Source organism: Streptosporangium sp. NPDC049248 (assembly GCF_040678965.1).
GTDB lineage: Bacteria > Actinomycetota > Actinomycetes > Streptosporangiales > Streptosporangiaceae > Streptosporangium > Streptosporangium fukuiense.
Genome location: NZ_JBFAQY010000004.1, coordinates 227,730 through 248,065 on the forward strand (window position 1 = coordinate 227,730; position 20,336 = coordinate 248,065).

Here is a 20,336-nt window from a genome sequence, read left to right on the forward strand (position 1 = left end):
TCACCGCACGACGGCAGGAATCCTTACTGGAAGCCCACCAGATCCTTACCTTCCCCCCAGATTGCCCAGAGACGCGGGCAGATAACAACGCACCATCCGGTCGCGGTGACGCGACCGGGCCTCGGAGCGGTCACGAGAACGAAACACTGCCCGTCCCCGCAGGCAAAAAACCACACCTACTCTGATCGTGACCATGTGCTCCGTACGGAGGTTTCCCTTGAGGACGCTCACGGTGCCGTCGACGACGCCGGCCACCACCGCTCCCGTCAGCCCAGGCCGGCAGGCCCTCGACTCCGCGCTCTTCCAGCTCGACCAGGCGGCCGACCGGCTGAACCTGGACGACAGCCTGCGCGCCGTGCTCGCCACTCCCCGCCGCTCGCTCACCGTGTCGGTCCCGGTCCGCCGTGAGGACGGCCGGATGGACGTCGTACAGGGTTTCCGGGTGCAGCACAACATCACCCGTGGCCCGGCGAAGGGCGGCATCCGTTTCCACCCTCGCACCGACGTACACGAGGTCACCGCGCTGGCCATGGGGATGACGTGGAAGTGCGCGCTGGCCGGCATCCCGTACGGAGGCGCCCAGGGCGGCGTCTCGGTGGACCCCGCCTCGCTGAGCGCCCGGGAGCTGGAGCGGGTCACCCGCCGCTACGTCAACGAGGTGCTGCCGATCGTCGGCCCCGAGCGGGACGTCCCGGCCCCCGAGGTCGGCACCGACAGGCGGACCATGGCCTGGATCATGGACACCTACTCGGTGAACGCGGGCTACCCGGTGCCCGGCGTGATGACCGGCGGATCGGCGGCCTGCGGCGGCGCGCCGGAGCGGGCGGAGGCCACCTCACGCGGCGTGCGGTTCGCCGCGCTCAGGGCGATGCGCGGCTCCCCCGGGGGCCGTACCGTCGCGGTCCAGGGCTTCGGCAAGGTCGGCGCCCCCGCCGCGCGCCACCTCGCCGACGCGGGCGCTCTCGTGGTCGCGGTCTCCGACAGCACCGGGGCCGTGGTCAACCGTTCGGGCCTGGACGTCGACGGTCTGCGGGCGTGGTCGAAGGAGACCGGTGGGGTGCGCGGATACCCCGAGGCGGACCCGCTGTCCCACGACGACCTGCTGGAACTCGACGTGGACGTGCTCGTTCCCGCGGCTCTGGAGGGAGCGATCACCGAGGAGAACGCCCCCCGGATCAGAGCCGGCCTGATCGTGGAGGGCGCCAGCTGCCCCACCACGCCCGAGGCGGACCGGATCCTCGCCGACGCGGGCGTCACGGTGGTCCCCGACATCCTGGCCAACGCGGGCGGTGTGATCGTCTCCTACCTGGAGTGGCTGCAGGAGGCACAGGCTCGCTCCTGGAGCGCTCGCGAGGTGGACGCCAGGCTCCGCGGCCTCGTGGAGAACGCGTTCGACACGGTCGCGGCGGTCTCGGCCGAGTGCGGGATCACCCTGCGCCAGGCCGCCCATGTGATCGGCGTCGGCCGGGTCGCCGAGGCGCACCGCTCGCGCGGGCTCTGATCCCGAGGTCGCGTCCCGTCGCACGCTACCGGGCCGCGGCGGTGACGATGTCCTCGCAGATCGCATGGGTGGCCAGGGCGTCGCCGGCGTCGAGGACGCCGCCGGAGCGGACCGCGTCGAGGAACTCCAGGCAGACCTGCTCGATGCCCCGCTGCCGGGAGACCGGGGTCCAGTCGCCCCGCCTGGTCAGGGTCTCGGCGCCGGTGTGGTCGGTCACGTCGGCCATGTTGACCACCCGGCGCTTGGCCCCGCCGCCCATGACCTCCACGCTCTCCTCCGCCAGGCCGCCCACCCTGTTCATGATCCCGAAGGCGGTGAAGCCGTCCCCGGAGAGCTCCAGCGTCACGTGCTCCAGCAGCCCCTCCCTGACCCGGGTGCGGACGACGGTGTGCTCGACCTCGCCCGGCACCAGGAACCTGAGCGTGTCCACGACGTGAATGAAATCGTCGTAGACGACGGTCCGCGGGTTGTCCGGAAGGCGCGCACGGTGCTTCTGCATCACCACCAGGTCGCGGGGAAGATCGCGCAGAGCGGCGTAGGACGGCGCCCTGCGGCGGTTGAAACCGACGAGCAGCGACCGCTCGCTCTCCCGCGCGAGCCGCACCAGGCGCTCGGCCTCGGCGAGGGTGTAGGCGATCGGCTTGTCCAGGTAGACGTGGACGCCGGCTCGCAGCAGCGGCTCGACGACCCCTCTGTGCGCCTCCGTCGCGACATGCACGAAGGCCGCCTCGACCCCCGCGCCGAGCACCTCGTCCACCGAGGAGAGCCGGCGTTCGACCCGGTAGGCGTCGCCCAGCCGGTCGAGTGTGGCCCGGTCGCGAGTGCACAGGTGCAGGTCGAGGCCGGGGGTCGCGCCGAGGACGGGCAGGTACGCCTTCTGCGCGATGTCCCCGAGGCCGATGACAGCGATCTTCATGCCGAGAGCCTACGGCGCGTGCTTTCCGGCGCGTACGTCGCGCCCCGCGCCGTACGGCATGCGACCCGTGTCGCTACGCCGCCGCGGCCAGGCGGTCGCGCCACCATGCGATCGTCGCGGTCAGTGCCTCGTCCATCGGGGTCGGTGCGATGCCGAAGGCCGCCTGGAAGTCATCCGAGTCCAGGACGAAGGGCCGGACGAACTGGTAGCGCAGTTCCTCCAGCTCGCCGAGCATCGGGGAGAAGGTCCCGGCGGCGCGTACCAGCCAGTGGGGCATGGCCTTGACCCCCGGGTCGGGGATCCCGGCGAGCGCGCACAGCCGCGTGGCGACCTCGCGCACCGCCATCGGCTCGTTCGTCGGGACGTGCCAGGCGCGGCCCCAGGCCCGGTCGCCCTCGCCCGCCGCGATCAGGGCCCGCGCGACATCGGGCACATACGTCCAGCTGTGCGGCTGCGCGGGGTCACCGATGACGCGGACGGTCCGGCCCGCCAGCAGTCTGGGGACGAGCCTCTCCCCCAGGTGCGACTGGTCCAGGCAGCCGGGGCCGAAGTAGTCGGACCCGCGCACCTCGGTCACCCTGACCCGGCCCGCCCGGTGCGCGGCCAGGGCCTCCTGCCACATCCGGACCCGCACCTCGCCCTTGGCGCTGGGCGGGGTCAGCGGGTCACTCTCCCGCATCGGCCTGGTGGGCGCGGCGTAGACGTAGAGGTTGCCGAGGATGACGTATCCGGCGCCGGTGTCCTCGGCGGCGCCCAGCAGCGACGCGGCGAGCGGCGGCCAGTCGCGCGCCCACCGGTGGTAGGGCGGATTGACGCAGTTGTAGAGGACGGCGGCGCCCTCGGTCAGGGCGGTCAGTCCCGCGCGGTCGCCCGCGTCGGCGGCGACCCTGCGGATGCCCGGCAGTTCGGGCCCCGAACCCGAACGGCTGACCAGGACCACCTCGTGTCCCTGCCCGGCCAGCAACCGGGCGACCTCGGAGCCGACCTGACCGGCTCCCGCGATGACGTGCTTGGCCATGATGGTTCTTCCTTCACTGGTTCCAGATGAGCCGCAGCGCGGCGTTGACGACGAAGACGGCGGCGAAGGCGATCCCGGGTACGACGCGGCCGGCCATGACCAGCGCCGCGGCGCCGCCGCCGAACCAGAGCACCTCCAGGACGGCGCGGGCGAGACCGGTGAGCGGGATCATCGCGCCGTTGGGCGCGCCGAAGATCGCCCAGGCCACGATGAACAGCGCCGGGCCACCGAGGCCGAGGAGCAGCCTCACCGGCCAGTTCGAGCCGGTGACGAAACCCCAGTAGCCGACCGAGGCCAGCACGCCCAGCTCCAGCAGGAACGTGACGAGCAGGTTGGCGTTCCTGGCCAGGGGGATCATGGAGGCTCCTCAGAGATTGCCGTTCCGTTCTGAGAGCAATGCTCTCGCTAAAGAGCGCCGCTCGTCAAGAGCAGTGCTCTCGTTTCTTTTCAGTGCTCTGATATGGTCGCGGCATGAGTTCGAGCCGCACCGCACGCGAGAGGGTCAGGGCCGAGCTGACCCGCGAGATCACCGACGTCGCCCGCCGGCAGCTGGCCGTCGACGGCGCGAGCGGCCTGTCCCTGCGCGCGGTCGCCCGCGAGCTGGGCATGGCCTCCTCCGCGATCTACCGCTACTTCCCCTCCAAGGACGACCTGCTCACGGCCCTGATCATCGACGGCTACAACGCCCTCGGCGAGGCCGTGGAGAACGCCGAGGCGGCCGTCCCGCACACCGACCACGCGGGCAGGTGGATGGCGGTCTGCCACGCCGTACGGGACTGGGCGCTGGTCCACCCGCACGAGTACGCCCTGCTGTACGGCTCCCCCGTCCCCGGCTACCAGGCCCCGCAGGACACCGTCCCCGCCGCGATCCGCGACACCGTCGTCTACGGCCGGATCGTCTCCGACGCCCACCGGGCCGGAGCCCTGAAGCCGCCCGGCGACCACCCGCCCGTCCCGCCGTCCTTCCGCGAGGACGCCGCACGCGTGCGCGAGCTGATGCCCGACGTTCCCGACGACGTGATCGTCCGCGGCCTGATCGCCTGGACCGGCCTGTTCGGCTGGATCAGCTTCGAGTTGTTCGGCCAGTTCAACAACACGATCATGGACCGCACCCCGGCCTTCGACCACACCATGCGCTGCCACGCGGCCATGCTCGGCCTACCCGCCTGACACTCGGCCTCCGAAGGGGCGGCCGTCACAGCGCGAGGCCCCTTCGGGCCCGCCCCTTTCGGAGATCCAGGTCACGACTTCGCGGCGGTCGGTAACGCTCGCCGGTTCAAAGTGATAAATGAGAATAATCGGCTCTTGAGTGAGTCGCCCCCAGCGAGAGGCGCTGCCGACTTCATGGTGGAAAGTCCCATTCACGGCGAGGGCGTGACGGTTCGTGCCCTCTTCGAGCGGAACTCCTTCGCACTGGACTACTACCAGCGGGAGTACACCTGGACCCGGCACGAGGTCAGCACGCTGATCGACGACCTCAGTCAGCGCTTCCTCAGCCAGTGGAACCCCCTGCACGACCAGGAGGAGGCCGGCCGCTACGCCCCGTACTTCCTGGGCCCCTACGTCTACCACGAGAGCGACGGCCGCACCTTCCTCGTCGACGGCCAGCAGCGCGTCACCACCCTCCACCTCGTACTGATCTATCTCCGGCAACTGCTGCTCGACCAGGAGATGTTGATCAACGTCGACGAGCTGGAAGGGCTCACCTACACGGCGCGGCACGGCAGGCGGAGCTTCAAGGTCGGCAGCTCCGAGGAACTGTCCCGCGCACAGTTGCTCAACTCCCTGGTCACCGATTGGAACGGTCTCAAGGGGTTCACCCTGCCCGACGACGCGCACGTCTCGGTGCGCAACCTGCACGACCGGAGCAGGGAGATCGACGGGGAGTTCCCCGAGAAGTTGCGCGGCGAGGCCCTGGTGCCCTTCGTCCGGTGGCTGCTGGACCGGGTCTGCCTGGTCGGCATCCGGGCCCTCGACCAGGAGAACGGCCGCGAGATCTTCGTGTCGATGAACGACCGGGGGCTCCGGCTGAGCCACGTGGACCTGCTCAAGGGCCACCTCTTCCGGCGGATCGGCGAGCAGGCACGCGAGGGCCTGGGCAGGGAGTGGGCCGACATGCTGGCCCGGCTCACCACCGCCGAGACCGATTCCCCCGAGGCCAACACACCCAGCGCGTACGTCCGCTCGTTCCTGCTGGCGCAGTACGCGCACCTCGACAAGGACTCCGAGGACGCCGTCGAGATCGGGCGGGCCGTCCACGAGTGGATCCTGCGCAACGACGTCCAGCTGGGCCTCGGCCGCCCGGCAGAGGCCGAAAAGTTCGTGCGGAGGCTCACGGACGTGTCGAAACGCTACTGCGAACTGCTCCGCGCCTGCCGGGAGTTCAGCCCCGCCCTGGCCGCCGTCTACTTCAACGGCTACAACGGCATCGACAGCCAGTTCACCCTCCTGCTCTCCGTCGTCTCCCCCGACGACTCCGACGAGACGTTCACCCGGAAGACCTCGATGGTCGCGTCCTTCCTCGACCTCCTCTACGTGCGCAGGTGCGTCAACAACCTTCCCGTGCAGCGCCGCGACCTCGACGAGATCATCCACCGGTTGATTCCCGTCCTGCGGATCTGCCGGACCGTCGATGACGTCGCCACGGTCCTCGGCCGGGAGACCTCCCTGCTCGACCACGACTTCCGCGAACTGGCCTCCTTCGGGCTGCGGGCCAACAACCGCCGCGTGGTCCGCTACCTGCTCTCCCGGATGACCGCCCACGTCCAGCGCGCCTGCGAGGGCGGACAGCACGAGTACGACTTCCTGCGGGGACGGCGCGACTACGAGATCGAGCACATCTGGGCCAACCGCTTCGAACGGTACCGGGACGCCGTCAAGACCACCGCGGAGTTCTACATCCGGCGCAACCGCCTCGGCGCCCTGTTGCTCCTGCCCAAGTCGGTCAACGCGAGCTTCCGTGACGACCCCTACGCCAAGAAGATCGAGCACTACTACGCGGAGAACCGACTCGCCGCCTCCCTGCATCCCAAGAGCCGCGTGCGCAACACCCCGTTCACCCACTACCTCAAGGACTCGGGGCTCGACAAGGCGTTCCGGCCCTGCCCCGAATTCGGTGTGCGGGAGATCGAGGAGCGCCAGCACCTCTACCGGCTGCTCTGCGAGGAGATCTGGAACCCGGCCAGACTCGGTTTCCGTCTCCCGGTGATCCCCCTCCCGCCTCCCCCCGAGCCGCTCTCCGGCCGCCGCCACTACGGCGTCGAGGTCATCGACCTGATCGATCACGGACTGATAGCGGCGAACACCAAGATCTTCCGTACGGTCAGAGGCGAGGTCCACCACGCCACGATCGAGGAGGACGGCAGGATCAGGCTGGCGGCGACGGACCAGGCATACCACTCCCTGTCCGCCGCCGGGGCGGCGGCCGCGGGGAGCAAGGCGTGCGCCGGCTGGGACGTCTGGCGCATCGACCGCAACGGCACAGCGATCCCGCTGAAACGCCTCCGCGAGGAGGCCATCACCCGCGGCCTCGTCTCCAGGAAGTGACGAACCGGTCAGGGGGCGAGGCGCAGTCCGACGTCGGCGCTACCCGGCAGCGCCGCAGAGCAGGGGCAGCGCCGGCGTGCCCCGTTCGGCGAGGCGACCGGCCGGCGGACAGACCGTCACCTCGACACCGATGAGGTGGCACCGTCCGCGAAGAGACGATCGTTGACGAACGGGTTGCGGAACTTGCCCGTGGGGTCGAGGTCGGCGGCCAGCCGCCGGAAGTCCGGTAGCCGATCGTACCGGGACGCCAGGCGCTCAGGGCCCATCAGGAAGAGTTTGCCCCAGTGAGGGCGGGCCTCGAAGGGCTCCAGCAGGTCCTCGATCACGGTGAGCACCCGGCGTACCGCGGGCCAGTCCTTCTTCCAGGTGAAGTGGACCGCGACGACGTCCTGGCGGTAGGAGGGACTCAGCCACAACTCGTCCGCCGCGACGGTGCGGATCTCCGACACCTGCAGGACGGGGGACACGACGTCCCTGACCCCGTCCAGCGCGCGGAGCACGGCCAGGGCGTGGCGGCGCGGGAACAGATACTCCGACTGGAGCTCCTCCCCGCTGCTCGGGGTGAAGTCCAGGCGAAAGTGCGGCAGCCGGTCGTACCAGGGGCCGGGCACCCCCAGCTGCGCGGTGCAGTTGACGGCGGACAGCCCCGGCAGCGGGTGCCGGTCGGCCGGGGCGGCCGTGGCGTCCAGCCAGCGCGCCGCCGGCTCCCACGGGCCGGGCTCGCCGTCGCGCCGCTTCACCCACACCTGGTCGATCACCGGGCCGTTCCATCCGGTGAACATGCTCACGCTGTACCCGGCCGAGGTGATCTCCTCGAAGTGCTCCTCAAGGCGCGCCCAGGGCAGGTTCTCGTAGACGTGCTGCCGCATCTCGAAGGCCGGGACGACGTCGAGGACGACCCTGGTGACGACACCCAGCGCGCCGAGCGCGACGACCGCCCCCGCGAAGCGGTCGCCGTCCCGATCCCGGCTGAGGAAGGTGACCTCACCGTCGGCGGTGACCAGTTCGAGGCCGGAGACCGCGGTCGCCAGGTTGCCGTTGGCGTCGCCCGAGCCGTGCGTGGCCGTGGCGCAGGCACCGGCGACCGAGATGTGCGGCAGCGAGCCGAGATTGTGCAGCGCGTAGCCCGCACCGTGCAGATGACGGCTCAGCTCGCCGTAACGCACCCCGGCGCCGACCGTGACCGTGCCGCGTGCCGGGTCGAGTTCGGGCCCGCCCGGCAGATCCTCCAGCGAGACGAGATCACCGCCGGGGCGGTCGGCGATCTCGTTGAAGGAGTGCCGGGTGCCGAGTGCCCGGACGGCGTCGCTACCGGCGACCAGTTCCTGGAGCTGCTCCATGCTGCCGGGGCGGTGGAACCGCGCGGCGCCGTAGGTGATGTTGCCCGCCCAGTTCAGCAGCCGTCCGGTCAAGTCGTGCCCTCTCTACGCCTCGCGCCAGGCCGTACGCGGCGGATGCGCGCCGCGCACGGGTGGCCGGGCGGGGGCACGGCCCACGGCCGGCGGCCCCGCGAGGACGCGACGACGGCATCGCCGCCCCAAGGGTATTTCAGACTCCTGCGGTGGCGGAATGCCCCGCCACCGCAGGAGCCGATGTGCCGGGGGGCGGTGAGCACCCTCACCGGCGATCAGGCCGCCGTTTCATGACGGGCGCCGACGGGGGATGCTCACCGCCCCCGGCCTCGCGAGGGTCAGGCCCTAGAAATCGAAGACCGCACCTGTCGCGGCGTGCATGTCGCACGCGTTACTGAAGGTCCGCCGGTACTGGATGTACTGGCCGTCCCAGGTGCCGGTCGCACTCGCCGTCGTGGGGTCGTACACCCGCGCGCACCCCATCCATGTCGGGCTGACCCGGGCCGGGTCGCCCTGCGCCGGGTAGAGCGCCGCGCACGCGTCCGCCGCGCGCGGGTGCGTCCCGAAGACCGGCGAGCAGCTGAGCTGGACGCTACGGGTGCCCGCCCTGCCCGCGACGGTCAGTGAGAGATCCCTGCCCAGTGGTACGCCCACCGTCACGGGCCACGGCGGAATCGGGCGCGGTGGAATCGGGCGCGGCGGCCACGGAGTCGGCCACGGCGGAAGCGGCCATCCGGTCGGCCTTGGCGGGAACGGGCGCGGCGGCCACGGAGTCGGCCACGGCGGAGGCGGGGTCGGGCGCGGCGGAATCGGCTGACCCCACGTGCCGGGCGGCCACGGGAGCGAAGGCCCCGGCGGGAGCGGAGGTCTCGGGGGTGGAATCATCGACCCGGGCCCCGGAGGCAGCGGCCCAGGCCCCGGAGGCATCGGTCCCGGAGGCATCGGCGGTCGCGGGGGCAGCGTGATCGATCCGGGTCCCGGAGGCATCGGTCGCGGCGGCCACGGAGGCGGATCGGCGATCGGCCGGCCCACGGCCGGATCGGGCCCGCGGCCCGGCGGTTGCGGCAGCACGTCCGCGGCGGCCGTCGTGCCGCTGAGAAGGACGAGCCCGGCGGTGGCCAGGCCGAAGATACATCGCATGAATTCCCCCGATAAATACGAATTTCGTACATAGCCGAAAATGTCGCTTTCGGTTTGTTCGGGGGGAGCGAATTACACCCTGAGCTGCAAAAATGCTATGTCGCTAACGATGGGGCACCTCGGAGCGACTCGCCGTGGAATGCTATGAATTCACCAGTTTGGAAAGTGCTCGGCTGCCGGGCACATCCGGTTCGTACCGCCGGTCGCCGCCGCGGGCGGAGGAGCACACGGTCAGAGCGAACGGACGCCCAGCCGCCCCTCCAGCAGGAGGAGCAGCTCGCCGAGGAGTTCCGCCAGCTCCCGCTGCCGCTCCACGGCCAGGCCGGCCAGCAGCGACGCGTCGTAGTCGACCTGCTCGGGGAGCATCTGGTCGATGAGCGTACGGCCCTGCCCGGTGAGTGAGAGGTGGGACACCCGCCCGTCCCGGTCGTCGGGGCGGCGGGCCACCAGTCCGCGCTCCTCCAGGAACCGCAACCGCTTGGTGACGGCGGCGCCGGAGGCGAAGGTCTCCCTGGCGATCTGGCTGGGGGTGAGCTCCCGATCCAGCCGCCGCAGCGCGCCGAGGATGTCGAACTCCGACCGGGTCAGGCCGTGCTCGCGCAGCGGCGCATCGGCGGCCTGCTGGATCAACAGGGAACAGCGGTTGAGGCGGCCGATCACGGCCATCGGCGCGGTGTCCAGTCCCGGGTGGACACCGCGCCACTGGCGCATCACCTGCGCGACGATGTCCTCCACGCCCCCGCTTCCCTCACCCGTTGATCGACTTTGAGGCGACTCTATCCCGGACGGGTCCCCTCAGGCGCGTGAGCGTACGGTGGCCCTCCTGCTCGGCGTGGGCGATCCGTTCCGCCGGCAGCACACGTTGCCACCACTCGCCGGCCGCGACCTCGGCGGCCTCCCGGAGTTCCACCAGGGCGGCGGCGAGCAGACCTCGGGCCCGGGAGATGTCGCCGGGCCCCGCCGAGCCGCTCGCCAGCAGATGTCCCGCCCCGGCCCGGGTGACGGCCACCCGGTGCAGGGCGGCGTCGATCCGGCCGGCGGTACGGCGGTTGGTCACCAGCAGGCAGCCGAGCAGTCCCGCCGCGACGCCCACGCAGGTGTCCAGCCAGCGGTCGGCGATCAGCTGCCCGGCGGGCTGGTATCCGGAGAACTCGGTCAGCAGGAGGGCCATCGGGGTCACGCACACCGTGCCGAGCCAGTAGTTACGGGTGATCAACGCCTCGGTGCAGAACTGGAGGAACAGCACCAGCAACACCAGCGCGAGCTGCCCGGTGCGGCTGATCGGCAGCAGCAGGGCGAAGACGAGAAGTCCGAACACGCTGCCGAGGGCGCGCTGCAGCGCCCGTTGCCAGGACAGCATGGCGTTGGCCTGGAAGACAGAGGCGGCCATCACGACCGCCCAGTAGGGGTGACCGACCCCCAGTGCCATCGAGGTCAACCCGGCCAGCGCGGAGCCGACGGCGACCCTGACCCCGATCGGGAACAGCGCGGAGGCCGGATGGAACGCCCGCAGCACGCTCGGCTCGCGGCTCCGGACGGCCCGTTCCATCGCGATGCCGGTCAGCTCGGCGGCCTCGTCCTCGGTGCGGCTCGTGCGGGGCAGCGGCCGGTTCCGGCGCAGGTCGGTGGCCCAGCCCGTCAGCCGGGCGGCCTCGGTGGTGAAACCTGTCGCGAGGGTCTCCTCGGCGTGTACCAGCAGGCGCTCCAGCGCGCCGCGGTTCGGGCTCGCGGGCACCGGCAGGAGAGTGCGCCAGGCGGCGTTCACCGCCGCGGCGGCGTCGTGGCGGACCCGGGGGGTCGGGGTGCCGCCGGTGGAGGCCGCGTGCGGGAGTCGCGCGACCGCCTCCAGCGCGCGGGCGACGACGATCCGCTGGGGCCCCTCGGGCCGGACGAGCGCCGGGGCCATGCAGACCAGAGCGGCAAGGATGGCGCCCAGTGCGGCGAGCGCCAGGTGGAAGGGCACCTCAGTGAGCCGCTGGGGGATGAAGGCGCAGGTCGCAGCCATGAAGGTGAAGATCAGATTCCCGGGCGGGCCGATCCGGGTGGCGTCGCAGACCACCTTGTGCAGGGCGGCCAGCATCGCGGACACGATGATCAGGATCGTGGTGGACCGGGTGAGGCCGGACGCGACGAGCGCCACCCCCACTCCGCCGATCATGCCCAGCGCCACCCAGATCAGGCCGCGCGCCCGCGCCGCGTACGGCAGGCCGTGCCCGTACAGGGCGCACATCGCTCCGGCGGAGGTGTAGACCGCCAGATCCAGCCGGCCCACGGCGAGAAGGATCAGGTCGGGGATCGCCAGCGCGATGACCGCGCTGAGCGCGTGCTTGTGCCAGATGTCGCCGAACCGGCCGAGCCGGAACACCCCCCTCAGCGGCAGTCGCCGCCCCGGCCGTTCCTTCATGATCCCCGTTCATGTGGTTAGCAAGTGTTTTACTTGTAAAGCATATAGTGCCAGGACGACCGGTCTCCCCACGGCCTCGGCCACCCGCCGAGACGACTCGACCGCGCGTCCGCGGGTCACGCGGGAGGCGCGGTCGAGTGGACGACAGGTGACCTTGTGGGTCGTTGTCGGGCGCGTCGCCCCGGCGGGTCGTGCCGGGGGCTAGCGGTTGGCGCGGTTGACCGCGGAGATGACGGCCTTGAGCGCGGCGGCGGTGGTGTTGGCGTCGATGCCGACACCCCACAGGGCCTGACCGGCGATCTCGCACTCGATGTAGGAGGCGGCCTTGGCGTCGGTGCCGGCGCTCATGGCGTGCTCGGCGTAGTCCAGGACGCGAACCTCGACGCCGACCCTGGCCAGGGCCTCGCAGAAGGCGGAGATGGGGCCGTTGCCGACACCCTCGATCTCCCGGATCTCCCCGTCGATCCGCAGGTCGGCGCTGATCGCGTCCTTCTCGTCGCCCTGGGAGACGGTGCGGTGGGCCAGCAGGCCCAGCCGTCCCCACCGGCCGGCCTCGTTCGGCAGGTACTCGTCGGTGAAGATCTCGAACATCTGGGCCGGGCTCACCTCGCCGCCGAGGGCGTCGGCACGGCTCTGGACGACGCGGGAGAACTCGATCTGCAGGCGGCGCGGCAGGTCCAGCTGGTGGTCGGCCTTCATGATGTAGGCGACCCCGCCCTTGCCCGACTGGCTGTTGACCCTGATGACCGCCTCGTACGTGCGGCCGATGTCCTTGGGGTCGATCGGCAGGTAGGGGACCGCCCAGGTGAACTCCCCGACCGGGACGCCCGCGGCGGCCGCGTCGCGCTCCAGGTGCTCGAAGCCCTTCTTGATGGCGTCCTGGTGAGATCCGGAGAAGGCGGTGTAGACCAGCTCGCCGCCCCACGGGTGGCGCGGGTGGACGGGCAGCTGGGTGCAGTACTCGGTGATCCGGCGGATCTCATCGATGTCGGAGATGTCGACCTCCGGGTCGATGCCCTGCGAGAACAGGTTCATGCCCAGCGTGACCAGGCAGACGTTGCCGGTGCGCTCGCCGTTGCCGAACAGGCAGCCTTCGATCCGGTCCGCCCCGGCCAGGTAGCCCAGTTCGGCGGCGGCGACGGCGGTGCCCCGGTCATTGTGGGGGTGCAGGGAGAGCACGATCGAGTCGCGATAGGCCAGGTTGCGGTGCATCCACTCGATCTGGTCGGCGTAGATGTTGGGCGTGGACATCTCGACGGTGGCGGGCAGGTTGACGATGACCTTGCGGTCGGGGGTGGGCTGCCACACGTCGTTGACGGCGTCGCAGACCTCCACCGCGTACTCCAGCTCGGTGCCGGTGAAGGACTCCGGGGAGTACTGGAAGTAGATCTCCGTGTCGTCCATCTCGGCGGCCAGCTTCTTGCAGAGCTTGGCGCCCTCGACCGCGATCGCGGTGATGCCCTCGCGGTCCTGACCGAAGACGACCCTGCGCTGGAGGGTGGAGGTGGAGTTGTACAGGTGGATGATCGCCTGCTTGGCCCCGCGCACCGACTCGAAGGTCCGCTCGATCAGCTCGGGCCTGGCCTGGGTCAGGACCTGGATGACCACGTCGTCGGGGATCAGCCCCTCTTCGATGATCTGCCGTACGAAGTCGAAGTCGGTCTGGGAGGCGGCGGGGAAGCCCACCTCGATCTCCTTGTAGCCCATCTTCACCAGCAGCTCGAACATCTTGAGCTTGCGGTGGGGGTCCATGGGGTCGATCAGCGCCTGGTTGCCGTCACGCAGGTCGACGGCACACCACCGGGGTGCCCGCTCGATGACCTTGTCCGGCCAGGTCCGGTCGGTCAGCCGAATCGGCTCGAAGGACTCGTAGCGCTTGAACGGCATGGGGCTGGGCTGCTGCTGCGGATACATGCAAGGGCTCCTCGACTGGAAAAACAATCGTGGCCGACACGCATGGCTCGCTCCGCGACGAGGGAGCCGGCCTTTACAGGCCCTCGTCGCGGCAGCTAAGAAGCAGCCCGCGCAGCATGCATTGCACGCTACCAGACGGCTTCGAATGCCCGAGCCCAGGTCTCACATGGCGGAACTCGAAGATCTCCGGGACGCCGTCCGAGGAAGGCGCGCGACGCGAACCACACCGGCGCCACCGGCTCGGCTTCCGACGGTACGGTCACCAGAGGAGAACTCTGACGGGGGGAACCGCCATGAAGGACATCGACATCCTCGCCCACATCAACGAGCTCATCGCCGAGGAGCGCGAGCTCCGAAAGAGACTGACTTCGCACTCGATCTCCTCGCATGAGGAGAACAACCGGATCCAGCAGCTGGAGGAGGCTCTCGACCAGGCATGGGACCTGCTCAGGCAGCGCCGGGCACGCCGCGAGTTCGGTGAGGACCCCGACTCCGCCGCGCCCCGCCCGATCGACGAGGTCGAGGACTACCGTCAGTGACCGCCCGCTCCCAAGGCCCCTGTCGGAGTCGGGGACGGGGACGGGGACGGGGAGACGGGAGCGGGCTCCGCGGCCGGGCGGCCCTCGCAGCGTGAATCGGCCGGGGTCCGCCGCGAGACCGGGGCGAGCCAGGAGATCACACTCTGTTCGACGTACCAGCCGTGCAGGTTCGCCCATGTCCTGGGCACCTCGCCGGGGTCGGGGCAGAGCACCTTCGACCGCAGCCGCTCGTTGGAGATGAAGCTCACCGCACCGTCGCGGTGCAGGACCGTGGTCATCAGGTCGTCACTGGCGACCATGTAGCCCACGAGCACCTCGGAGGAGTCCTCCTCGGTGATCTCCAGGGCGATCAGCGGGAGGATCGGCGCCCTCATCACGACCGCGCCGACCAGGAACGGGGTGAACACCGCCATCGCGATCGCGATGCCGTGGGTCAGCACCCTGGCCGACGCCGCGGGCACCGGGCCGGTCAGCAGCGGCACGCACACCGGGGGGAGCGTCAGCAGGATCGCGGTCGCCACATCCCGCTCGGCGAACGCGGTGACGACGGCAGGCCACAGCAGCACGTACGACAGCACCGCGGCGATCAGCGGCAGCGCGTAGCAGAACGTGGTCCGCAACTCCTCGTGGGCCGGGTACCGCTCGCGCACGGTCAGGCCCGCCAGCGCGAGCGACAGCATCATCAGCGTGGGCAGGAAGCGCAGCTGCCAGGTGCCCACGCCCACCACGACGGCCAGGCCCGCGACCCAGCCGGGCAGCCGCCGGGCCGCCCGCACCAGCCATGAGGAACGGCCCGTGCTGATCCAGTAGAGGGTGCCGAGGAGCCGGCCGCCGACGACGACGACGGGCAGCACCCACACCGTGGTCAGCAGGATCGCGCTCAGCATGCCCAGCGGGCTGATGGTCTGCACGAGCAGGAGCAGCGTCTGGGTGTCCTGCCTGCTGGCGTACCACAGCCGCATCACCAGCAGGACGATCGGGAACACCGGCAGCAGTGTGAGGAACCACTCCTGGTTCCTCGGCGCGTCCCTGACCCGCCTGTCGGTCTTCAAGGCGCGGAGGGACAATCCTGGAGGGGGAGGGTCCGCTCCCACGGCCAGCGGCGCACCGGCGGGGGAAGCGCGCACGGCTGCTCCGCCTGGGCCACGTTCACTCCCGGGTTGGTCCTCAGCAGCGGCTCGATGTGGGTCTTGTACGCCTCCTCCCAGCGCTGGTTCTGCGGATCGGCGTAGGAACGGTAGAGCGCGAGGTCGACCAGGGTGCGCAGCGCGGCGTTGCGCCCCGCGTTGACAGCCCACATCTCCGTCTTCTCCAGCGCGATGTCGTGGTGGCGCAGGTTCCTGTCCTGCGTGACGAACCCGGCCAGGAGTGCCGCGTCGGTGGTCACCGCGTCGATGTCGCCCCTCCGGAGACGCTCCACGCATTTGCTGATCAGGCCCTCGGCGATGGGGTTGCCCTTTATCGCCTTGCTCAACTCGACCAGGGAGGTCGAGGTCCCGAGTGAGCAGACCTTCTTGCCCTCAAGCTGCCCCAGGGAGGCGACGTGTTCGTCCTCGTAGTCGGATCTGGTCACCACCGACTGCTCGGTGAAGAGGTAGGGCGTGGAGAAGCCGACGGAGGGGTCCGCCCTGCGGTCGGGCGTCACGCTGAAGGTCGCCACCACGAGGTCGACCCTGACGAATTCCCCGTTCCCGTTCCGGGCCTGCATGCGCGCCCTGTCCTCGGTCTCGATGGACATGAACTCGACCTGGTCGCGCCGGAAGCCCAGATCCGCCGCGATCATGTAGGCGATGTCGATGTCGAAGCCCTCGAAGCCGCTCCCGTCCTTCGACCTCAGGGCGATGCCCGGGGTGTCGTCCTTCACGCCGATCCGGAGCCTGTCCTTGCTGAGGAGTCCCGCCTTCTCCCGTAGCTCGGCCTCGGTGGGCGGCCCGTTCACCCACGCGACGGACACCCCGACCACGACCGCGGCGACGACCAGCGCGATCCAGGCCGTCAGCCGGAACCGGCGGAACCCACGCCTGGCGGGCGTCCCCGGCGGATCGATCCGCGCCCCGGGGTAGGCGTCCTCGAAAGGCCGCGCATCCTCGGGCCGCGGGTCACGGCCGTACCTGTCGTCGTCCCACCGGTCATGCTCGTACCGCTCGTCGAACCGGCGCTCATGACCGTACCGCTCCTGTCGGCCGTCGAGGCGCCGCTCACGGTCATGTCGATCGTCGGACCACCGGTCACGCTCGTCACCGGGCGATCCGCCGGTCTCGCCGCCGGATCGTCCCTCGCGCTCGTCGTCGACCGGCCTGCCGGCCTCGCGGCCGGGTCGCCGGTCGGAGCGACCGTGATTCCCGGAAGGGCCCGGCGCCCCCTCCGCTCGCGTCCCCCCGTCCGCAGGTTCCTCCGTCATGACACCCCCGGACTCCCTTTTTGCTGGGTAGGTTATGTCGCCATCGCCCGCAGCGGGAGGTTCTTCATCAAGAAGAGATCAAATACCACCTTCTTGATATGGAATAGTGCGGCTCACACGGCAAGAAGGCGGTGAATTTCCTCTCCGTGTAATTCCTCCACCGCTCCCGAATGGGCGACGTGCCCGGCGTCGAGGATGAGAAAACGGTCGGCGAGACGGAGCGCCAGGTCCAGATACTGTTCGACCAGCAGGAGCGACAGGCCGGAGGCGTGCAGCCGCTCGATCGCCTCCTCGATCTCGATGATGATCGAGGGCTGGATGCCCTCGGTGGGCTCGTCCAGGATGAGCAGCCTGGGTCGGGTGACGAGCGCGCGGGCGATCGCGAGCTGCTGCTGCTGTCCGCCGGACAGGAATCCGGCACGCCGCTTGAGCAGCGGCTTCAGGCGGGGGAAGGTCTCCAGCGCCTCCTCCAGCGCCTCCTGCGGGCCGCCGGAGGCCTCCAGCGTGACCTGAAGGTTGCCGAGCACGCTGAGCTGAGGGAAGGTCTCGTGCCCCTGGGGGACGTACGCCATGCCGAGCCGTACCCGCTCGTGCGGCGGCAGGCGCGTCACGTCCCGGCCCTCGAAGGTGACCGAGCCCGCGGTGGCGGGCAGCACGCCCATCACGGTGTTGAGCAGGGTGGTCTTACCCACCCCGTTGCGGCCCATCACGCACACCAGCTGCCCTGGCTCCACCCGCAGGGAGACCCCGAACAGCACCCGGGCCCTGCCGTACCCGGCGTCAAGATCCTGTACTGACAGCATCGCCGCGCTTCCTTCCGAGATAGACCTCCTGCACGCGCGGGTCGTCGCGGACCTGGTCCACCGAGCCCTCGATCAGCACCTTGCCCTCGTGCAGGACGGTGACCTGCGAGGCGTACCTGCGCAGGAACTCCATGTCATGTTCGATCACGATCACCGTGTGGTCGTCGGCCACGGACGTCAGCAGCTCACCGGTCCGTTCCCGCTCGTCCTTCGACATCCCGGCCACCGGCTCGTCCAGCAGGAGCAGCTTGGGGCTCTGGGTGAGCAGCATGCCGATCTCCAGCCACTGCCGCTGCCCATGGGAGAGCACCCCCGCGGGCCGGTCGGCCAGCTCCCGCAGCCCCGTGGTCTCCAGTGCGTCGGCGACGGCCTCGGAGATCCCGCGCCTGCGCCGGGCCAGCGACCAGAGCGGGCGCCGGAAGGAGGCCGCCAGGTCGAGGTTCTCCAGGACCGTGAGCTCCTCGAAGACCACCGAGGTCTGGAAGGTGCGCCCGACACCGAGCCTGACGATGCTGTGCTCGCGCAGGCCGGCCAGGCTGCGGCCGGCGAAGACGATCTCGCCGGCGGTGGGGCGGGTGAGGCCGGTGATGACGTCGATGAGCGTGGTCTTCCCCGCCCCGTTGGGGCCGATCAGGAAGCGCAGTTCCCCCTCCTCGACGGTCAGGTCGATGCCGTCGATGGCGCGGAAGCCGTCGAAGACCACCGACAGCCCGCGTACCTCGATGATCGGGCTCATCCGACCTCCTCCATGACTCTCCTGCCGGGGGCGTCGTCCGTGGGCGGGGATTCCGGGGTCGTGGGGCGCTTCGACCGCCGGGCCAGGGCGTCGCGGGCCGACGCCGCCAGGCCGAGGATCCCCTTGGGGGCCAGGGTCATCACGAGGATGAACAGCGCGCCCTGCAGGTAGAGCCAGCCGTCGGCGAACTGCTCGCTGAAGGAGGTCTTGGCGTACCCCATGACGACCGCGCCGAGGACGGCCCCGGCGAGGGCGAACCTGCCGCCCACCGCGACCGCGACGACCAGTTCGAGCGAGGGGACCACCCCCAGCAGCGCGGGCGAGATGATGCCGACCACCGGCACGAACAGGGCACCCGCCAGCCCGGCCATGCCCGCTGAGATCGCGAAGACGACGGTCTTCACCCTGGCCGGGTCGTAGCCGAGGAACCTGACGCGGTCCTCGCCGTCCCTGATCGCGACGAGCAGCCGCCCGAAGCGGCTGCCCACCAGCTGGCGGGCACCGAGGTAGAGCAGCCCGGTGACGACCGCGACCACGAAGTAGAGCCCGCGCTGGGTGGAGTCCGCGGCCAGGTCCTGGCCGAACAGGTCGAAGAAGTTGGTCAGCCCGTTGGTGCCGCCGGTCAGGCCCTGCCGGCCGACGAGCAGGATGACGAACGCGGCGGCGAGCGCCTGGGTGAGGATCGCGAAGTACGCGCCGCGCACCCGCTGGCGGAACACCAGCAGGCCCAGTACGGTGGCGATCAGCATCGGCCCGAGTACCACCATGGCCAGCGCGAACACCGGGTTGGCGAACGGTTTCCAGAGCGCGGGCAACTGCTCGACCCCACTCCAGATCATGAAGTCGGGCAGGTCTCCCTGGGCGTCCACCAGCTTCAGGTGCATGCCCATCGCGTAGCCGCCGAGCCCGAAGAACACGCCCTGGCCGAGGACGAGCATGCCGCCCTGCCCCCAGGCCAGGCCGATGCCCAGGGCGATGATCGCGAAGCAGAGGTACTTGGCCAGCAGGCCGAGGCGGAAGGGTTCCAGCACCAGCGGTGCGACGACCAGGGCGAGCACGGCCACCGCCGCGAAGAGCCCCGGCCCCTTGAGGCGGGTGAGATTCACGTTAGCGCCCTCGATCGGAGTACGAACAGGCCCTGCGGGCGGAACTGAAGGAAGGCGATGATCGCGGCGAACACGATGACCTTCGCCAGGCTGGCGTCGCTCCAGAACTCGGCGTAGGAGTTGAGCAGGCCGAGGCCCGCGGCGGCGATGACGGCGCCGCGCAGCTGGCCGAGGCCTCCGGCGACGACCACCAGGAAGGCGTCGACGATGTAGTAGGTGCCGAGTGCGGGTCCGACGGGGCCGATGAGGGTGAGGGCCACCCCGGCGACCCCGGCCAGCCCTGAGCCGATGAAGAAGGTGCGCTGGTCCACGCGGGCGGTGTTGATGCCGCTGACCGCGGCCAGCTGCCGGTTCTGCATCACGGCCTGCATCCGGCGGCCGGCGCCGGTGCGGTTCATGTAGGCCCAGATGCCGATGACCGTGGCGACGGCCAGGCCGAAGATGAACAGCCGGTTGTACGGCAGGGACGCGATGCCGCCCTGTAGCCAGGTGGGTGCCTGGACCTGCACGTTGGGCGCCCCGAACAGGTCGCGGGCGAGTTGCTGGAGCACGAGGCTGACGCCCCAGGTGAGCAGCAGGGTGTCGAGCGGGCGGCCGTAGAAGTGCCGGATCGCGGCCCGTTCCAGGATGAGCCCCATCAGCCCGGCGACCAGGAAGGCGACGGGCAGGGCCACGATCACCGCCATCCGGCCGGTGAGGTCCTGGAGCAGGTAGGCGGTGTACGCCCCGGCCATGATGAACTCGCCGTGGGCCATGTTGATCACGCCCATCTGGCCGAACGTGAACGTCAGCCCGAGGGCGATGAGAAGCAGCACGGCCCCGATGGACAGGCCGATCGGGAGCTGGTTGAGAAAGGCCTCCACCGAAGGTCCCCTTCCTACGAGTGTGTGGCTCCGGAGCCGGGCCACGCCGCGTCGTGGGCGCGCCACGGTACTTTCCGTGATCTGGTCACGGCCCGGT

General features: G+C 70.4%; 18 protein-coding genes. 4 read left to right on the forward strand and 14 right to left on the reverse strand.

The features are described from left to right. Nucleotides 1–217: 217 nt before the first annotated feature. Entirely contained in the window at nucleotides 218–1,501 is a 1,284-nt protein-coding gene (locus AB0K21_RS10270) for a Glu/Leu/Phe/Val dehydrogenase (protein ID WP_343978491.1), read from the forward strand. A gap of 25 nt (nucleotides 1,502–1,526) precedes the next feature. Here the strand turns inward: AB0K21_RS10270 and AB0K21_RS10275 are convergent, their stop codons facing one another. From AB0K21_RS10275 to AB0K21_RS10285, 3 genes are all read right to left on the reverse strand, one after another. Next, complete coding sequence (locus tag AB0K21_RS10275) at nucleotides 1,527–2,417, reverse strand: Gfo/Idh/MocA family oxidoreductase (protein ID WP_343978494.1); 891 nt, start codon at nucleotides 2,415–2,417, stop codon at nucleotides 1,527–1,529. 73 nt (nucleotides 2,418–2,490) lie between these two features. Beyond that, a complete protein-coding gene (locus tag AB0K21_RS10280) occupies nucleotides 2,491–3,435 on the reverse strand; it encodes an NAD-dependent epimerase/dehydratase family protein (RefSeq protein WP_343978497.1) in 945 nt (314 codons plus the stop codon). 13 nt (nucleotides 3,436–3,448) lie between these two features. Further along, nucleotides 3,449–3,793 carry a YrdB family protein gene (locus tag AB0K21_RS10285; RefSeq protein WP_343978500.1) on the reverse strand — a complete coding sequence of 115 codons (345 nt, stop codon included), beginning with the start codon at nucleotides 3,791–3,793 and terminating at the stop codon, nucleotides 3,449–3,451. Between the two features lie 113 nt (nucleotides 3,794–3,906). Between AB0K21_RS10285 and AB0K21_RS10290 the strand changes: the two genes are divergently transcribed. Beyond that, nucleotides 3,907–4,605: a TetR/AcrR family transcriptional regulator gene (locus tag AB0K21_RS10290; protein ID WP_343978503.1), complete on the forward strand. Its 699-nt coding sequence runs from the start codon at nucleotides 3,907–3,909 to the stop codon at nucleotides 4,603–4,605. A gap of 204 nt (nucleotides 4,606–4,809) precedes the next feature. Beyond that, nucleotides 4,810–6,981 carry a DUF262 domain-containing protein gene (locus AB0K21_RS10295; RefSeq protein ID WP_364149142.1) on the forward strand — a complete coding sequence of 724 codons (2,172 nt, stop codon included), beginning with the start codon at nucleotides 4,810–4,812 and terminating at the stop codon, nucleotides 6,979–6,981. Nucleotides 6,982–7,097: 116 nt separating this feature from the next. Here AB0K21_RS10295 and AB0K21_RS10300 read toward each other — a convergent pair whose 3' ends face one another. The 5 genes from AB0K21_RS10300 to leuA all read right to left on the reverse strand — a co-directional run bounded on the left by AB0K21_RS10300 (nucleotide 7,098) and on the right by leuA (nucleotide 13,791). Beyond that, nucleotides 7,098–8,393 (reverse strand): FAD-binding protein, encoded by a 1,296-nt coding sequence (locus AB0K21_RS10300; protein WP_343978509.1) that lies wholly within the window; start codon nucleotides 8,391–8,393, stop codon nucleotides 7,098–7,100. Nucleotides 8,394–8,678: 285 nt separating this feature from the next. Then, on the reverse strand, nucleotides 8,679–8,987 hold the full coding sequence (locus tag AB0K21_RS10305; protein WP_343978512.1) for an SSI family serine proteinase inhibitor: 309 nt from the start codon (nucleotides 8,985–8,987) through the stop codon (nucleotides 8,679–8,681). Nucleotides 8,988–9,704: 717 nt separating this feature from the next. Then, nucleotides 9,705–10,208 (reverse strand): MarR family transcriptional regulator, encoded by a 504-nt coding sequence (locus AB0K21_RS10310; RefSeq protein ID WP_364149144.1) that lies wholly within the window; start codon nucleotides 10,206–10,208, stop codon nucleotides 9,705–9,707. Nucleotides 10,209–10,221: 13 nt separating this feature from the next. Continuing rightward, on the reverse strand, nucleotides 10,222–11,877 hold the full coding sequence (locus AB0K21_RS10315; protein ID WP_364149146.1) for an FUSC family protein: 1,656 nt from the start codon (nucleotides 11,875–11,877) through the stop codon (nucleotides 10,222–10,224). 201 nt (nucleotides 11,878–12,078) lie between these two features. Further along, entirely contained in the window at nucleotides 12,079–13,791 is a 1,713-nt protein-coding gene (gene leuA / locus AB0K21_RS10320) for a 2-isopropylmalate synthase (protein ID WP_364149148.1), read from the reverse strand. A gap of 293 nt (nucleotides 13,792–14,084) precedes the next feature. Between leuA and AB0K21_RS10325 the strand changes: the two genes are divergently transcribed. Next, nucleotides 14,085–14,330, forward strand: a complete 246-nt coding sequence (locus AB0K21_RS10325; protein WP_343978524.1) for a DUF2630 family protein — start codon at nucleotides 14,085–14,087, stop codon at nucleotides 14,328–14,330. Here AB0K21_RS10325 and AB0K21_RS10330 read toward each other — a convergent pair. The 6 genes from AB0K21_RS10330 to urtB all read right to left on the reverse strand — a co-directional run bounded on the left by AB0K21_RS10330 (nucleotide 14,324) and on the right by urtB (nucleotide 20,239). Beyond that, entirely contained in the window at nucleotides 14,324–15,382 is a 1,059-nt protein-coding gene (locus AB0K21_RS10330) for a hypothetical protein (RefSeq protein WP_364149150.1), read from the reverse strand. The two genes, AB0K21_RS10325 and AB0K21_RS10330, sit on opposite strands and share 7 nt — an antisense overlap. After that, on the reverse strand, nucleotides 15,379–16,731 hold the full coding sequence (locus tag AB0K21_RS10335; protein WP_364149152.1) for a transporter substrate-binding domain-containing protein: 1,353 nt from the start codon (nucleotides 16,729–16,731) through the stop codon (nucleotides 15,379–15,381). The genes AB0K21_RS10330 and AB0K21_RS10335 overlap by 4 nt, the downstream gene beginning before the upstream one ends. Nucleotides 16,732–16,844: 113 nt before the next feature. Continuing rightward, nucleotides 16,845–17,534, reverse strand: coding sequence for an urea ABC transporter ATP-binding subunit UrtE (urtE, locus tag AB0K21_RS10340; protein ID WP_343978534.1), 690 nt, complete (start codon nucleotides 17,532–17,534; stop codon nucleotides 16,845–16,847). Then, nucleotides 17,512–18,270 (reverse strand): urea ABC transporter ATP-binding protein UrtD, encoded by a 759-nt coding sequence (gene urtD / locus AB0K21_RS10345; RefSeq protein ID WP_343978537.1) that lies wholly within the window; start codon nucleotides 18,268–18,270, stop codon nucleotides 17,512–17,514. Before urtD ends, urtE begins: the two co-directional genes overlap by 23 nt. Beyond that, the gene (urtC, locus tag AB0K21_RS10350) at nucleotides 18,267–19,376 is read right to left on the reverse strand and encodes an urea ABC transporter permease subunit UrtC (protein ID WP_343978540.1); all 1,110 of its coding nucleotides are present in this window, start codon (nucleotides 19,374–19,376) and stop codon (nucleotides 18,267–18,269) included. The genes urtD and urtC overlap by 4 nt, the downstream gene beginning before the upstream one ends. Beyond that, a complete protein-coding gene (gene urtB, locus AB0K21_RS10355; RefSeq protein ID WP_030903954.1) occupies nucleotides 19,373–20,239 on the reverse strand; it encodes an urea ABC transporter permease subunit UrtB in 867 nt (288 codons plus the stop codon). Before urtB ends, urtC begins: the two co-directional genes overlap by 4 nt. Between the last annotated feature and the right edge of the window lie 97 nt (nucleotides 20,240–20,336).

Excerpts from the sequence above, each read along its gene's own strand:
- AB0K21_RS10325 (WP_343978524.1), top strand. The coding sequence starts at position 14,085 with ATGAAGGACATCGACATCCTCGCCCACATCAACGAGCTCATCGCCGAG.
- AB0K21_RS10335 (WP_364149152.1), bottom strand. The coding sequence starts at position 16,731 with ATGACGGAGGAACCTGCGGACGGGGGGACGCGAGCGGAGGGGGCGCCG.
- AB0K21_RS10290 (WP_343978503.1), top strand. The coding sequence starts at position 3,907 with ATGAGTTCGAGCCGCACCGCACGCGAGAGGGTCAGGGCCGAGCTGACC.
- urtE (WP_343978534.1), bottom strand. The coding sequence starts at position 17,534 with ATGCTGTCAGTACAGGATCTTGACGCCGGGTACGGCAGGGCCCGGGTG.
- urtD (WP_343978537.1), bottom strand. The coding sequence starts at position 18,270 with ATGAGCCCGATCATCGAGGTACGCGGGCTGTCGGTGGTCTTCGACGGC.
- AB0K21_RS10275 (WP_343978494.1), bottom strand. The coding sequence starts at position 2,417 with ATGAAGATCGCTGTCATCGGCCTCGGGGACATCGCGCAGAAGGCGTAC.
- AB0K21_RS10280 (WP_343978497.1), bottom strand. The coding sequence starts at position 3,435 with ATGGCCAAGCACGTCATCGCGGGAGCCGGTCAGGTCGGCTCCGAGGTC.
- leuA (WP_364149148.1), bottom strand. The coding sequence starts at position 13,791 with ATGTATCCGCAGCAGCAGCCCAGCCCCATGCCGTTCAAGCGCTACGAG.
- AB0K21_RS10315 (WP_364149146.1), bottom strand. The coding sequence starts at position 11,877 with ATGAAGGAACGGCCGGGGCGGCGACTGCCGCTGAGGGGGGTGTTCCGG.
- AB0K21_RS10285 (WP_343978500.1), bottom strand. The coding sequence starts at position 3,793 with ATGATCCCCCTGGCCAGGAACGCCAACCTGCTCGTCACGTTCCTGCTG.